Origin of the sequence: Sphingomonas sp. MMS24-J13 (genome assembly GCF_044905095.1) — a bacterium.
Classification (GTDB): Bacteria; Pseudomonadota; Alphaproteobacteria; order Sphingomonadales; family Sphingomonadaceae; genus Sphingomonas_I.
The window spans coordinates 711,528-726,458 of the sequence record NZ_CP173258.1; the positions used below are offsets into that span (position 1 = coordinate 711,528).

General features: G+C 65.8%; 12 protein-coding genes and 1 pseudogene. 8 read left to right on the plus strand and 5 right to left on the minus strand.

Going from position 1 to position 14,931, the window contains the following annotated elements; translation table 11 throughout:
* Positions 1-50 precede the first annotated feature (50 nt).
* From AB4Z44_RS03380 to AB4Z44_RS03395, 4 genes are all read left to right on the plus strand, one after another.
* Positions 51-587: a TetR family transcriptional regulator gene (locus AB4Z44_RS03380; protein ID WP_404712673.1), complete on the plus strand. Its 537-nt coding sequence runs from the start codon at positions 51-53 to the stop codon at positions 585-587.
* 55 nt (positions 588-642) lie between these two features.
* Positions 643-1,647, plus strand: a complete 1,005-nt coding sequence (gene thiS, locus AB4Z44_RS03385; RefSeq protein WP_404714337.1) for a sulfur carrier protein ThiS — start codon at positions 643-645, stop codon at positions 1,645-1,647.
* A gap of 198 nt (positions 1,648-1,845) precedes the next feature.
* Complete coding sequence (locus AB4Z44_RS03390) at positions 1,846-4,449, plus strand: M16 family metallopeptidase (RefSeq protein WP_404712674.1); 2,604 nt, start codon at positions 1,846-1,848, stop codon at positions 4,447-4,449.
* Positions 4,450-4,497: 48 nt separating this feature from the next.
* Complete coding sequence (locus AB4Z44_RS03395) at positions 4,498-4,647, plus strand: hypothetical protein (RefSeq protein WP_404712675.1); 150 nt, start codon at positions 4,498-4,500, stop codon at positions 4,645-4,647.
* Positions 4,648-4,873: 226 nt separating this feature from the next.
* Here AB4Z44_RS03395 and AB4Z44_RS03400 read toward each other — a convergent pair whose 3' ends face one another.
* Positions 4,874-5,143 carry a hypothetical protein gene (locus AB4Z44_RS03400; RefSeq protein WP_404712676.1) on the minus strand — a complete coding sequence of 90 codons (270 nt, stop codon included), beginning with the start codon at positions 5,141-5,143 and terminating at the stop codon, positions 4,874-4,876.
* A 126-nt stretch (positions 5,144-5,269) separates the two neighbouring features.
* On the opposite strand from AB4Z44_RS03400, the gene AB4Z44_RS03405 reads away from it, so the two are divergent.
* From AB4Z44_RS03405 to AB4Z44_RS03420, 4 genes are all read left to right on the plus strand, one after another.
* Positions 5,270-6,073, plus strand: a complete 804-nt coding sequence (locus tag AB4Z44_RS03405) for an HpcH/HpaI aldolase/citrate lyase family protein (protein ID WP_404712677.1) — start codon at positions 5,270-5,272, stop codon at positions 6,071-6,073.
* A gap of 78 nt (positions 6,074-6,151) precedes the next feature.
* Positions 6,152-7,612 carry an IMP dehydrogenase gene (guaB, locus tag AB4Z44_RS03410; protein WP_404712678.1) on the plus strand — a complete coding sequence of 487 codons (1,461 nt, stop codon included), beginning with the start codon at positions 6,152-6,154 and terminating at the stop codon, positions 7,610-7,612.
* Between the two features lie 21 nt (positions 7,613-7,633).
* Positions 7,634-8,818, plus strand: coding sequence for an RsmB/NOP family class I SAM-dependent RNA methyltransferase (locus tag AB4Z44_RS03415; RefSeq protein ID WP_404712679.1), 1,185 nt, complete (start codon positions 7,634-7,636; stop codon positions 8,816-8,818).
* 32 nt (positions 8,819-8,850) lie between these two features.
* Positions 8,851-9,363: a tetratricopeptide repeat protein gene (locus AB4Z44_RS03420; protein ID WP_404712680.1), complete on the plus strand. Its 513-nt coding sequence runs from the start codon at positions 8,851-8,853 to the stop codon at positions 9,361-9,363.
* Between the two features lie 4 nt (positions 9,364-9,367).
* Here the strand turns inward: AB4Z44_RS03420 and rsmA are convergent, their stop codons facing one another.
* From rsmA to AB4Z44_RS03440, 4 genes and pseudogenes are all read right to left on the minus strand, one after another.
* A complete protein-coding gene (gene rsmA / locus AB4Z44_RS03425; RefSeq protein ID WP_404712681.1) occupies positions 9,368-10,216 on the minus strand; it encodes a 16S rRNA (adenine(1518)-N(6)/adenine(1519)-N(6))-dimethyltransferase RsmA in 849 nt (282 codons plus the stop codon).
* Between the two features lie 31 nt (positions 10,217-10,247).
* Complete coding sequence (pdxA, locus tag AB4Z44_RS03430) at positions 10,248-11,261, minus strand: 4-hydroxythreonine-4-phosphate dehydrogenase PdxA (RefSeq protein ID WP_404712682.1); 1,014 nt, start codon at positions 11,259-11,261, stop codon at positions 10,248-10,250.
* Positions 11,239-12,611, minus strand: a pseudogene (locus tag AB4Z44_RS03435) (peptidylprolyl isomerase). The gene pdxA and the pseudogene AB4Z44_RS03435 overlap by 23 nt, the downstream one beginning before the upstream one ends.
* A 47-nt stretch (positions 12,612-12,658) precedes the next feature.
* Positions 12,659-14,917 carry an LPS-assembly protein LptD gene (locus AB4Z44_RS03440; protein ID WP_404712683.1) on the minus strand — a complete coding sequence of 753 codons (2,259 nt, stop codon included), beginning with the start codon at positions 14,915-14,917 and terminating at the stop codon, positions 12,659-12,661.
* Positions 14,918-14,931: the final 14 nt, after the last annotated feature.

Genomic DNA, 14,931 nt, shown 5'->3' on the forward strand with positions numbered 1-14,931 from the left:
TTCGGTTTGACGGTTTTGTCTTTTTGCCGTGATCAGGTCAATGAGGATCGATGTCGTTTTCCAAGCTTGATCAGGATCGCATCGTCGGAGAGGCGCTGGAGCTGCTCGGCGAGGAGGGGCTTGCGCAGGTCAGCCTGCGCAAGCTGGCCCAGCGGCTCGATGTAGGCGTATCGTCGCTCTACTGGCACGTCCGCGACAAGGGGGCGCTTTACCGCCTGATGTCGGCACGTGTCTTCCGATCCTGTGTCGATGCCGTGCCCGAGACGCGGACCTGGCAGGAGTGGTTGCGGGAGTTCGGGTTGGCATTGTGGCATGCGCAGGTCACCGTGCGCGATGCCCATCAACTCATCGCGCAGGCATCGCTGGAAGACGGTCTGCGTCATAAGGTTCGGGAAGAGATCGTGGCGACATTGGCGGGTCTTGGGCTTGCAGCCGAGATTGCCGCAGCGGCCCAGCGATCGGTGCAGGCGCTCGTCACCGGCTGGACGACGCTGAAGCCGCTGCAGGACGAAGGGGAGGATCGGCCAATGTTCGAGGATGCACTCGACGCACTCATTGCCGGCTGGGAAGCACGCGCTGGAGCGTGATCGCTCGGTTGTGGCGGTTTGCGCGCGCTTCTAAGGGAAGGCCATGACGACTCCAATCCATAGCGACGGCACGATCAGCATCATCGTCAACGGCGACCATCGGCGAGTGAAAGCCGGCATGACCATCGCGGCTCTGGCGAACGAACTGGGCCTCGTGCCCGAAAAGGTCGCGGTCGAACGCAATCTCGAAGTGGTGCCGCGCTCTACCCTGGCGCAGGTTCTGCTGGAGGATGGCGACGAACTGGAGATCGTCCATTTCGTCGGCGGCGGCGATCATGCGGCGGCGATCGACGACGATAGCTGGACGGTGGCGGGGCGCACCTTCCGCTCGCGGCTGATCGTCGGCACCGGGAAATATAAGGATTTCGCGCAGAACGCAGCAGCGCTCGAAGCGTCGGGCGCCGAGATCATCACCGTCGCGGTACGGCGCGTGAATGTCAGCGACCCCAACGCGCCGATGCTGACCGATTTCATCGACCCGAGGAAGTTCACCTATCTGCCCAACACCGCCGGCTGCTACACCGCCGAGGAGGCGATCCGCACCCTGCGGTTGGCGCGTGAGGCCGGTGGCTGGGATCTGGTCAAGCTCGAGGTGCTGGGCGAGGCGCGCACTCTCTATCCCGACATGATCGAGACGCTGCGTGCGACCGAAATTCTGGCCAAGGAAGGCTTCCTGCCGATGGTCTATTGCGCCGACGATCCGATCGCGACCAAGCGGCTGGAGAATGCCGGCGCGGTCGCTATCATGCCGCTCGGCGCGCCGATCGGATCGGGATTGGGCATCCAGAATCCCGTGATGATCCGGTTGATCGTCGAGGGCACCACCGCACCGGTGGTGGTAGACGCCGGTGTCGGCACGGCATCCGATGCGGCGGCGGCGATGGAACTGGGCTGCGATGCCGTGCTGATGAATACGGCGATTGCCGAAGCGAAGGACCCCGTAATGATGGCGGCGGCGATGAAGGCTGCGGTCGAGGCCGGGCGTCTGGCCTATCGCGCCGGGCGGATGGCGAAGCGGCGCTATGCGGATCCGTCCAGCCCGCTGGCGGGCCTGATCTAGACTCGAATTTATCCGTCACCCCGGCCTTGAGCCGGGGTCCCGCTACCTTTCGGCGAAACAGGAGAAGCGGGACCCCGGGTCAAGCCCGGGGTGACGATTTAACTCGGGTTGGACATGCTTGCGGGATCGTCGCCACGAAAACGTGCAGACGATTTCAATAGCTTCCCTTTTTCGTGAGACGGGCGCAGGAGGCGTGTTATGCGCCTGACCCACCTCCTCACGCCCCTGCTTCTCGCCACCACGGCCCCCGTGATCGCCGCACCGATCACCGTACCGCCGCTTCATTACAGCGAACGCACGCTCGCCAACGGGCTACGTGTCTTCGCGATGCCCGACAAGAGCGCGACCAGGGTCTCGGTCCAGGTCTGGTACAATGTCGGCGGCCGCGACGACCCTTATAAGCGGTCGGGTTTCGCGCACCTGTTCGAGCATCTGATGTTCAAGGCGACGCGCAACATGGCGCCCGAACAGATGATGCGGCTGACCGAGGACGTCGGCGGCGATCTCAACGCCTCGACCGATGACGATTTCACCGAATATCACGAGTCCGCACCCGCCAATCATCTCGAGCGCCTGATTTGGGGCGAGGCGGAGCGGATGGGCAGTCTCGTGATCGATCAGCCGACCTTTGCGGCCGAACGCGAGGTGGTGAAGGAAGAACTGCGCGGCGATGCCGCACGGCCCTATGACAGCCTGTTCCGGATCGAACTGCCCGAAGCGAGCTATACGACATCGACCTATGCCCGGTCCCCGATCGGCAACATCGCCGATCTGGATGCGGCGACGGTCGAGGACGTCCGCGCGTTCCACGCGCTCTATTACCGCCCCGACAATGCTGTGATGGTGATCTCGGGCAATTTCGATCCGGCGCGGCTCAATGGCTGGATCGATAAATATATGGCCCCGATCGCCAAACCGGCATGGCCGATCCCGCGCAAGATCATGGCCGAGCCGGTGCGCACCGCGGCGCGGCGCTACGTGCTGCATGCTCCCAACGTGCCATTGCCGGCGGTGCTGATAAGCTGGCAGCTGCCGCCGGGAACCGATCCGGATCGGCCGGCGGTCAACGTGCTCGATTCGATTCTATCGAGCGGCGAAAGCTCGAGGCTTTACCAGAGCATCGTCTATCGCGATCGCATCGCCAGCGATGCCGGGGTGAGCGCCGATATCCGCAAGGGCACGGGGCTGTTCACCGCTTACGCGATCCTGACAAACGGCAAGACGCCGCAAGAAGCCGAGGCGGCTCTGCGGCGTGAGATCGCCAGGGTGCGCGATACGCCCGTGACGACCGAGGAGTTGACACGCGTCAAGAACCAGCTCGTGACGGGCGTGCTCAAGCAGCGTGAGACGGCGGAGGGACGCGCCTCGACCCTCGCGAGCAATGTTGTCCAGGACGATGATCCCAACGCGTCGGACAAGCGCATTGCGGCGATCCTGGCGATCACGCCGGCCGATATCCAGCGCGTCGCACGGCGCCTGCTCGCCGACGACCGCACCGTCACCATCACCTATCTGCCGGGCAAGGAGGGTGCCGCGCCCGAGACGGTCGGCGTCGCCCCCGGCGTAGCGCCGGCGCCCTTGGTCGCGCCCGCCAACGTGCCGATCGTGACCGCGGCAAGCGTCGCCGATCGCGTCCAGCCGCCGACACCGGGGCCCGCGATCGCGCCGACCTTGCCGACGCCGGCCGAGCGGCGGCTTGCCAACGGCATGCGGCTGGTCGTGATCGAGCGCCGCGCGTTGCCGATAGTAACCGCTTATCTGGTCGCGGGCGGCGGATCGTCGAGCGATCCGGCGGCTCGCGCCGGGCTCGCCGAAACCACCGCCTCGGTCTTCACCAAGGGCACCGCTACCCGCTCGGCGCCTGAGGTGGCGCGCACGATCGAGACGCTCGGCGGCTCGATCGGCGCGGATGCGACCCGCGACGGCATGTTCATCCAGCTCACGGTCAAGTCCGACGAACTGCCCAAGGCGATGGACGTGTTCGCCGACGTGGCGATGCATCCCGCTTTCTCGACGGAAGAGTTGGAGCGGCAGCGCGCGCAGGCTCTCGATGGGCTCACTGTCGCATATCGGACGCCGGGGCAGTTGGCGTCGATGATAGCATCGCGTGCGCTCTACGGCGACGGCCCCTATGGCAAACCGGCCGACGGCACGCCCCAATCGCTCGCGACGATCACCCGCGACGATATGGTAGCGGCCTACAAGCAGCGCTGGCGTCCCGATGCGCTGACCCTGGTGATGGCGGGCGATATCAGCCCCGACGAGGCGACAAAGATGGCCAACCGCTATTTCGGCGGCTGGGCCAAGTCCGCCACGCCGCCGCCGGCGGTGCCCGCTCCGGGGCCGGCGGTGCCGCCACGCGTCGTGGCGATCGATCTGCCGCAGACCCCGCAAGCCGCGGTGATGATCGCGCGCGTGACGATCGCGCGCAGCGACCCGCTTTATTATCCGATGGTCGTCGCCGACGCGGCGCTCGGTGGCGGCTTCGGCGCGCGGCTCAACCAGGAAGTGCGTGTCCGGCGCGGGCTCGCTTACGGCGCCGGCTCGTCCTTCCAGGCGCGCCGCTCGCCCGGGCCGTTGTCCGTATCGACCAGCACGAAGAACCCGACGGTCGGCGAGGTCGTCGTGTTGATGCAGGACGAGATGCGCAAGCTCGGCACCGATCTCGTGCCGCAGAACGAACTGGATGCGCGCAAGGCGGGGCTTATCGGCGGCTTCGGCCGTGAGATCGAGACCACCGACGGACTCGCGGGGCTCGCCGCGGGGCTCGTGCTGCAGGACACGCCTTTGTCCGAGATTTAGCGTTACACGCCTGCCATTGCCGCGGTGACGCCCGAACAGGTGCGGGACGTGTCGAAGACCCTGATCGATCCCGCATCGGCAAGCGTGATCGTGGTGGGAGACGCGGCGCAATTCGGGCCGGGTCTGAAAGAGAAGGGTATCACCGCCGAGGTCATTCCGGTGGCTAAGCTGGATTTGAACAAAGCGTCGCTACGCTGAGGCTTTACAAGCCAAACCGAGCCGGTTCGCCCCGAGCGAAGTCGAAGGACGTTGTGCCAAGTGCGTTCTCGTCGCGCCCGACTTCACTCGGGGGCGAGCGGCTCAGGGCCGATCTGCTTGGTATCTCAAAACGCAATTCGCCCCTGGGATGGCAGGGGCAGCTCCAAATTTTGGGGGAGGGAGCACCCCTGCCATCGCAGGGGCGAATGAGAGAGCAGGGAAAAGCTCAGGCGATAAGGCGGATCACCTCGGCGCCCGCGACGATCAGCGCCATCCACAAGGCCGCCGATGCCGCCACGATGAAGGCCAGCGCCCGGCGCGGCGACCATTTTTCGCCGTGCGGCAGCATCTGGCTGCCTGCATGCATTTCGAGTTGCTGCTGTAGCGAGCGGGCCGGTGATGGCATCGCGGCAACGCCATCGATGTTGCCCGTCAGGCGGGTGGCAGGCTGAGCCGTCCGCGGCGCATGATCTTCACGAAGCTTACGAACCGGCATGGCAGACCTCCAAAGAGTCGTCTGCGCTGCGATTGGTTGGGGAAAAGTTAAGTCTGATGGTTACTTTGAAATTTACTATGACCGTAACCATCGCGCAGTTCTGCGGGCGGTGATAAGGCCTGCCGCATGGCCCGTACGCTCGATCATGTCCGCTCCGCTTTGTTTCTTCCAGGCTCGAACCCGCGTGCTCTGGCGAAGGCGCGGACCTTGCCATGCGATCTCGTCATCATCGATTTGGAAGATGCGGTTGCCGATGCCGACAAGGACAGCGCACGGGCAGCGGTGGTCGCCGTCGCCGGAGAGGATTGGGGCGGGCGCTTGCTCGCCGCGCGGATCAATGCGCTCGATAGCCCGTGGCACAAAGCCGATCTTGTCGCGCTATCGAGCTTGCCGGGGCTCGATTTCGTGGTCCTGCCCAAGGTCGAGGAGGCCGCAATTCCGCTGCGGCTGGGAAAGACGCTTGCCAAGCCGCTGCTGGCAATGATCGAGACTCCGGCCGGCCTCTATGCTGCACGTGAGATTGCGACCGCGGTCGCCGGGCTGATCATCGGGCCGAACGATCTCGCCGCCGGCCTGCGCCTGCCACCGGATGCAGGTCGGGCCGGGCTGGGGCTGGCCTATCAGATGGTGCTGCTCGCCGCGCGTGCCGCGGGCATCGCTGCGTTCGACGGCGTGTTCAACCGGCTCGACGATGCGGAAGGGTTCGCCGCCGATGCCGAGGCCGGCCGGATCGCCGGCTTCGATGGCAAGAGCCTGATCCATCCCAGCCAGATCGAGCCGGCCAACCGCATCTTCGGCGCCTCCGCGGCGCAAGTCGAGGAAGCGCGCGCCTTGATCACGGCTTTTTCAGGTGGCGCGGGGCGTTTCCGGGGGCGGATGATTGAGGCGATGCATGTCGAAACCGCGCGCCGGATCATCGAGCGCGGCTGAAATCAACTCCGAGTCGCCCGCTGGCGCCCAAGCCGATGCGCTCGTATAGGGCCCCGAATCCTTTTCCCGTGAGGGTTCATGAACATTCCTATCGGCCTAACTTTCGACGACGTCCTGCTTCGTCCCGGCGCGTCCGAGATATTGCCGACCGACGCCGACACCAGAACCCAGCTGACCCGCGAGATCGGGCTCACGATTCCGATCCTTTCCGCCGCGATGGACACGGTGACCGAAGCGGACATGGCGATCGTCATGGCCCAGTTGGGCGGCATCGGCGTGCTCCACCGCAATCTCGACATCGATCAGCAGGCGGCCGCGGTGCGCGCGGTCAAGCGCTTCGAAAGCGGCATGGTGGTCAATCCGATCACGCTCGCGCCAAATCAGACGCTCGCCGACGCCCGCGCGCTGATGGAGCGCCACAAGATTTCCGGTTTTCCGGTCGTCGAGGCCGACGGGAAGCTCGTCGGCATCCTGACCCACCGCGACATGCGCTTCGCCGAAAATCCGAAGCAGCGGGTCGCCGAACTGATGACGAGCCATAACCTCGTCACGGTCAAGGCCGGAGTCAGTACCGAGGAGGCGCGGCGCCTGCTGCATCAGCACCGGATCGAAAAATTGCTGGTGGTGGACGAGGCCTATCGCTGCGTGGGCCTGATTACCGTCAAGGATATCGAGAAGGCCGTCACCTATCCCACGGCCACAAAGGACGGCACCGGCCGTCTGCGCGCGGCGGCGGCTACCACGATCGGCGACAAGGGCTTCGCGCGGACAGAGGCGCTGATCGATGCCGAATGCGATCTGATCGTGATCGATACCGCGCACGGCCATAATCGCGATGTCGCGCGCGCTGTCGAGCGGGTGAAGCGCATCTCCAATTCGATCCAGATCATAGCCGGCAACGTGGCGACGGCCGAAGCCACGCGGGCTTTGATCGATGCAGGTGCCGACGGGATCAAGATCGGCATCGGCCCGGGTTCGATCTGCACCACGCGGATCGTCGCGGGCGTCGGTGTGCCGCAGCTGACCGCAGTGATGGAGGCCGCCGAGGAGGCGTGGAAATCGGGCGTTCCGGTCATCGCCGACGGTGGCGTGCGCACCTCGGGCGATCTCGCCAAGGCATTGGCGGCGGGTGCATCGAGCGTGATGATCGGTTCGCTTCTCGCCGGTACCGACGAAGCCCCGGGCGAAACCTTCCTCTACCAGGGCCGGGCATTCAAATCCTATCGCGGCATGGGCAGCGTGGGAGCGATGGCGCGTGGTTCGGCCGATCGTTATTTCCAGCAGGAAGTGCGCGATAGCTTGAAGCTTGTTCCCGAAGGGATCGAGGGTCAGGTGGCCTATAAGGGCCCGGCACGCGATGTGATCCACCAACTCGTCGGCGGGGTGAAGGCGGCGATGGGTTATACGGGATCGCGCACGCTCGCCGACCTGCGGGAGCGCGCGCAGTTCGTACGGATCACCAATGCGGGGCTGCGCGAGAGCCATGTCCATGACGTGTCGATCACGCGCGAGGCGCCGAACTATCCGACCTTCGGCTGAACCCGGCCAGGCGTTGCGCGGATGACGCCTGCAGCGCGCCTGCAGGCGTCGATCGACATCGTCGATGAGGTGATCGCCGCGGCCCGCAGTGGCGGGGCGGCGGCCGACACGTTGATCGCACGCTATTTCAAGGCGCGGCGCTATGCCGGGTCGAAGGACAGGCGTGCGGTGCGCGATCTGGCCTATGCCGCGATCCGCCGCGCGGGCGAGATACCGTCGAGCGGGCGGGCGGCGCTGATCGGGCTTGCGCAGGCGCAGCCAGATCTGGTGCCGCTCTTCGACGGATCGCCCCATGGCCCGGCGCCGATCGCGGCCGACGAGGTGGGCGCCGATGCCGGCTTCCTGCCCAAATGGCTGGCAGAAAGGCTTGCGCGCACCCTATCGGCCGACGAAATCCCGGCATTGCTCGATCGCGCCCCGCTCGATCTGCGCGTCAACCGGCTCAAGGCGACGCGCGCGGAGGTGCAGGCGCTGCTGCCCGGGGCCAAGCCCGGGCGGCTATCGCCCGATGCCCTGCGGATGCCCGAGGGCACCAATGTCGAGGGCTTGCCCGCTTTCGAACAGGGTCTCATCGAGGTGCAGGACGAGGGCAGCCAGCTGATCGCGCTCGCGACCGCCGCCACGTCCGGCAAGACGGTGGTCGATCTTTGCGCCGGAGCGGGCGGCAAGACGCTTGCGCTGGCCGGGATGATGGCGGGGCAGGGGCGGCTGATCGCCTGCGATATCGATCGGGCGCGGCTCTCCCGGCTCGCCCCGCGTGCCGAGCGGGCGGGCGCGCGCAATATCGAGACGCGGCTGCTCGATGGCGGGCGCGAGGCCAAGGCGTTGGTCGATCTGGAGGGGCAGGCGGATGTCGTCCTGATCGATGCGCCCTGCTCGGGATCGGGCACATGGCGGCGCAATCCGGAGGCGCGTTGGCGACTGACGCCGCAGCGTCTCGAGCGGCTGACCGGCATGCAGGCCCATGTCCTGACGCTAGGGGCTGCGCTCGTGAAGCCCGGCGGGCGGCTGGTTTATGCGGTCTGTTCGCTGCTGGAAGAGGAAGGCGCGGCGCAGATCGCGGCGTTCAACGCAGGCCATCCCGGCTGGCGGATCGATCCCGCGCCGGTCACGGCAGGGCTTCGTTCAGGTGACGGGCTTATACTTACCCCCGCCCATGACCATAGTGACGGGTTTTTCATCGCGGCACTCGAACGGCCATGCTAAAGTCACCGCCCAGTCCTTATCTGGAGTATTTGATGCGTATCACTCCTGCCGCTGCCGCTTTGGCATTGATGTTGGCCACGGTATCCAGCAGCAGCTTCAGCCAGAAGCCCGATAGCCAGATCGATCCGCGCAGCACCGCGCTGCTCGGACAGGCTGATGCGGCCCGCAAGGCGGGTAATCTCGCAGGTGCGCAGGATTTGATCGAGACCGCGCTGGCGGTCGATCCGCGTAACCGTGCGGCCTATGAACTGGCGGGCCGCGTCGCCTCGGCGCAGAACCTGCCCGGCAAGGCGATCCGCTTCTACCGCGATGCGTTGCTGCTCGATCCCAACAGCGTGACTGCCCTGTCGGGTCAGGGTGAAGCGATGGTGCAGAAGGGCGCGGTCGAACGCGCCAAGGTCAACCTTGCGCGCATTTCGCAGATCTGCAAGGGCGCCTGTCCGGCAAGCGCGCAATTGAGCGAAGCGATCCAGAAGGGGCCGCCGGCTCCGGTGCTGACGGCGCAGGCGGCGACCAAAGTCCCGCCGAAAGAGGCGCAGCAGTAAGTCGCTAAAAGTCTTCCCCGGGTCGGCGAGGACTTTGCATCGTCCGCGCCACTGCAACGAACTCGTCGACCGACAATGTCTCTGCCCGGCGCGTCGGATCGATCCCCACCACATCCAGTGCGGCCAGCGCCCCTGGAAGACTTTTGAGGCTCTGCCGCAGCATCTTACGCCGCTGGCCGAACGCCGCCGCCGTCAGAGCCTCCAGCGTCCTGATCCCCACACCCTCGGGCTGCTCGGTCGGCACGATATGCACCACCGCCGACATCACCTTGGGCGGCGGTACGAACGCCGACCGGTGCACAGGAAGCGCGATCTTCGGCATCGAACGCCACTGGGCGAGCACCGCCAGACGCCCGTAGGCCGGCGTATCGGGCCTGGCGACGATTCGATCGGCGACCTCCTTCTGAAACATCAGGGTCAAAGAACGCCACCAAGGCGGCCAATCCTGCGCGTCGAGCCATCGGACCAGCAAGGCGGTGCCGACATTGTAGGGCAGGTTGGCGACGATATGGGCGCCTTCGCCGACCGTGGCGCGCTCGTCGATCGCAAGCGCGTCGCCCTCGATCACGTGCAGGCGGCCGGGGGCGGCTTCGGACAGTTCGGCGAGCGCGGGCAGGCAGCGTCGGTCGCGCTCGACCGCGGTGACCTCGGCCCCCGCGCCGATCAGCGCGCGGGTGAGGCCGCCGGGGCCGGGGCCGACCTCATAGACACGCTCGCCTTCCAGCGGGCCGGGCACGCGGGCGATCCGGTCGAGCAACTGGCCGTCGAGCAGGAAATTCTGGCCGAGTGCCTTCTCGGCCGACAGGCCATGGCGGGCGATGACGTCGCGCAGCGGGGGAAGGGGAAGGCTCATCCAGCGGATGCCCGACGACGGTGGCGGGTCATCACCCCGCGCGCGCGCGATGCTCGGCGCACTGACCGGCAAGCTGGATCGCGGCAATCGTCGCGCCGGGATTGGCACAATTCCGCCCCGCGATGTTGAAGGCGGTGCCGTGATCGGGGGAGGTGCGTACGATCGGCAGGCCCAGCGTCATGTTCACGCCCTCGTCGAAATGGAGCGTCTTGATCGGGATCAGCGCCTGATCGTGATAGAGGCAGAGCGCGGCGTCATATTCGGCGCGCGCGCGGGGATGGAACATCGTGTCGGCTGCAAGCGGGCCTTCGATCTCGATCCCTTCCTCGCGCAGCCGTTCGATCGCGGGAATGACGAAATCGATCTCTTCGCGGCCCAGTGCGCCGCTTTCGCCTGCATGCGGATTGAAGCCCGCGATCGCCAGGCGAGGCCGCGATATGCCGAAATCGCGCGAGAGGCCGCGTTCGGTCGTGCGCGCTTTCGACATGATCAGCTCGATCGATATCAGGCCAGATACGTCCTTCAGCGGCACATGGGTCGTGATGGGAACGGTGCGCAGCGTCGGCCCGGCGAGCATCATCACGACATTCTCGCGCGAAACGCCGCAGCGTTCGGCGACGAATTCGGTCTGGCCGGGATGGACGAAGCCGATGCCGTAAAGCTGCGCCTTGGAAACCGGACCAGTGACGAGCGCCGCCGCCGCGCCGCCACGGGTGAGTCCGACCGCCAGTTCGAGCGAATCGAGCGAGCAGCGTGCGCCAGCCGGATTGGGTTCGCCGGCTACGATCGTGCCGGCATCCTCCACCTGGATCAGGGGAAGACCATGATCGAACGCCTCGACCGCCCTGGCGGGATCGTCGAGCCGTACGATCGGACCATTCCACACTGCCGCGATCGAGCGGGCATCGCCCACCACGAAGAAGGGAGGCAGGCGATGCGTGTGGCGAGCTTCCCACGCTTTGGCAGACACTTCCGGGCCAACGCCGGCGGGGTCGCCGAGCGCCAGCGCCAGCGGCAGGCGATCAGCGATATTCGATGACGGCATCACGTCGCAGATCGCGCAGATAACGACGGGCACGCAGGTTTACGCGCTCGTCGGACATTTGCGACGAGATTTGCTCGAACGACGGGATGGCGGCCTCCTGCGGATCGTCGCGTCCGCATAGCACCAGCGCGCGGATGCCGTCTTCGGACGAACCGAACGGCGGGGTCGATTCGCCGACGCGCAGGCCGAGCATGATGGGCTGGAGCGCGGGCGGCAGATCGCGCACCTTGACCGCATCGTTGTTGATCACCTCGGCGCCGAGCTGCTTGGCGACATCGTCGACCTTGCCGCAGCCCTGAAGATTCTTGAGCGCCTCGGCAAAAGCGCTGACCTTGGGCTGCGCGATTGCCTTGCTGGTGTTGGGGGGAAGGCGATCGCAAGCTGCTTGACCGACAGGATCGCATCGCGCGGATCGGCGGTAAGCACCTGGCGTTTGTCGAGCAGCATCACGATCGAATAGCCGCCACCGACTGCGATCGGATCGCTGACCGTGTTTGCCGGCATCTGCGTCACCGCGTTGCCGAGCGCATCGGGCAATTGCTCGGCGCGCACCCAGCCGAGATCGCCGCCGACCGCTGCGGTCGAAGCTTCCGAATATTGGCGCGCATAAGCGACGAACGAAGCGCCGCCGCGGACCTGCTGGACGATGCGGTTGGCATTGGCCAGCACCTGATCCTGCGTCGCAGGCGTCGCCGACAGATAGATTTCGTTGACATGATATTCGGGCGCGCCCTTGGCGGCCTTCAGGCGGGCAATCACCTGATTGACCTCTTCGTCGCTGACGCTGACGAAAGGCTCGACCTGGCGGCCGAGCAGGCGGCGCCAGGCCAGTTCGCCCTCGATCTGGCGCTTGAGCGAGTTTTCGGACGAGCCCGCCTTCTTGACGTAGATCGCGAACTGGGCGGGCGTCTGCTTGAATTGCTGGGCCACGCGCGCGAAGGAACTGTCGATCTCCTTCTTATCGATCGTGATCTTGTTGGCGGCGGCTTCCTGGATCTGAAGGGTCTCGTCGATCAGGTTGGAGAGTACCTGTACGCGCAGCCGCTCGCGCTCCTCGTCGGAAATCTTGCCCTGGTTGGCGAACAGCACCAGCGCGAGGCGCTGATCGACATCGGTATCGGTGATGATCGCGCTGTTGACGATCGCCGTGGCCTTGCGGACGCTGGGATCGCGTGGGCCGAGCAGGGCGACGTCGCGCGGGATCTGCAGATTGTCGGCGCTATTGCCGGGATCCTGCCCCGCATCCTGGGCCGCGAGCGCGACAGGCGCTGCGACGGTGATCGTCAGAGCGAGCGCCGCAAGCGTGCGCCAAACCACATTTCCTACCTTCAACACCCGCTCCGCAAACATGGAAAATACCCAGGGTCTCACGTGGACCGGGTCGGCTGAACCGTCCCTTAGCGACCTACGTTCTTCAACGCGAGTCGCAAGCTGAACGTACTGCCGCGTCTGGCGTCGCCGGTTGGGTTGTAATCGCGGCGCCAGGTGACGCCGAGCGACAGACATTCATTCTCGTAAAGCAGCCCCAATCGATCGCGCACTGGCTGGAACCCGTTCGAAAGGGAGGTGGGATCGTCCTTCTTGGTGGTGAGATCGATCGCTGTCGATCCGAACACCGACCAGTAGCGCGCAAGCTTGATCCGCGCCGCGAAGCGGACTTCGGACAGATCGCGCAGATCCTCGACCGACGTGTCGACGTTGCGCTTGAGGCGGAGGTAGCCGATCAGGACATAGGTTTCGTGCCCGCCGACGGTGGCGTCGATCTCGTTGCGGCGGACGGCGAAACTGTCCTTGTCGAGGCGGAAGCGCTCGGTCACCTGGAGGAAAGACCCATATTTCGCCGTCACGCGCCCGACGATATCGGAGAAGCGATCGGACAGGCCGGTGCCGGGCGGAAATATGGTCGGTTCGTTGGTCAGGCGGTAGCTCTGGCCGATCATCGCGCTCGCTTCGAGCTTGGGGCGCGAATAGCTCCACTCGCCGCCATAGGTAACGCGGCTCGAATCCTCCCAGCGGTCATAGCCCGAGAAGCGGTTGAGCGAGAACAGGTTGGTGTCTTCCAGATCCACCGCGCGGCTGTCTTCGTCCGGTAGGCTGATGTTGCGCGTCGGCGGTGTGGCGACGACCTGCACGCGCGGCACGATCATCTGCGTGCCACCGAACAGGCTGCCGATCAGCGGCCAGCGCATGTCGACCGCCAGCGCCGCGATGCCGCGCCCGTGCCACCCATCCGCGCCGCGGTAGATCGGGGTGACTGTGTCGAGCCCATTGTCGGTGTGGTAGATGTCGGCGCGGCTATAGGCGGTGAAGGTCACCTCCTGGCCTAGCGTGGTGAGCTTGCGCAGGTCCCACCGCAGCCCGGCGAAGGCGCGCTGCGTGTCCTGCCCGGCGGGCCGGGTGAGCGCCAGGCTGTTGATCTGCGCCGTGAACACGCCACCCAGCCACGGATCGGCGAAACGGCGGCGATAATCGATCTCGGGCAAGGCGATCGGCTGCTGGCCCTCGCTATAGCCGGTGCGGATATCCTGCACGAACCAGCCTGCGATCGAGAGATAGGAGTTGGCGTCGATCCTCTCGGCCTTCACCGTCGAGCGCAGCCGGTCATCGTTCGAGATGTCGTAGCGCGTCATGAAGGTGCGATCGGTTTCGGCCCGGATCGCGGCGTGGAGCGTCCAGTTGGGGCCGAATTGCCAGGTGCCGTTGGCATCGATGAAGCCGCGGATCGACTTGCTTTCGGGCGATGCGGTCGTGTCGACCGTCGCGGGCAGGCGTGATCCGTAGGTGATCTCGCCGCGTATCTGATAGGCGCCGGTGGGGCTGAGCGACCGATAGGTCATCTCCAGCGCGGGCAGTACCGCCGTGTAGAGATGCGGTGTGACCGTCAGATCTTTATTGGGGGCGATCCGCCAATAATAAGGCTGATCGATCTCGAGACCGGTGGCCTTCGAGACCTGGACGTTGGGCAGCAGCAGACCCGAACCGCCGCCGCCCTCGCCCGATCCGTCGGGATGCGAGAAAGCCGGCAGCCCCATCACGGTCATGCCGAACAGGTGGAAGCGGGCGTCGGTGTAGAAGATGCGATGCTTGCCCTGATCGAGCACGACCTTGAGTGCGGTGATCTGCCAGCTCGGGGTGCGCGGGCAGCCATCGTCGTCGGCAACGCGGCAGGGCGTGTAGGCGGCATTGTCGAAAGTGGTGCGCAGATCCTTGCGATCGCCATGCCGTGCCGCCAGCCGGCCGCCATCGGCCAATACCAGCAGCATATTGTCGGCTACGCCATTCTTCATGTCGTCGGTCAGCCTGGTGCTGTCCGAATACGCGATATCGCCCCCGGGATTGATCACCGCGACATTGCCGCTGGCGGTCATCTCGCCGGTCGCACGATTCCATACCACCTTGTCGGCGCGCAGCCGGCTGCCGGCGCGGAGCATGCGCACGTCGCCGGTCGCGGTGACGATATCGGCCCTGTCGTCATAATCGAGCTGGGCTGCCGAAAAGGTGATTTCCGCTTCGCTGGTCGCGGCCGGAGCCCCTGCGCCATCAGCGGGTGGCGGGGTGGGGCGGTCCTGCAAATTCTGAGCGATAGCAGGCGCGGCTAGGCCTACTCCCATGGCGAGGAGCGAAGCCTGTACGGCAAAAAGGGGTCGCCAGCTCATCCGCCGAAGCATCC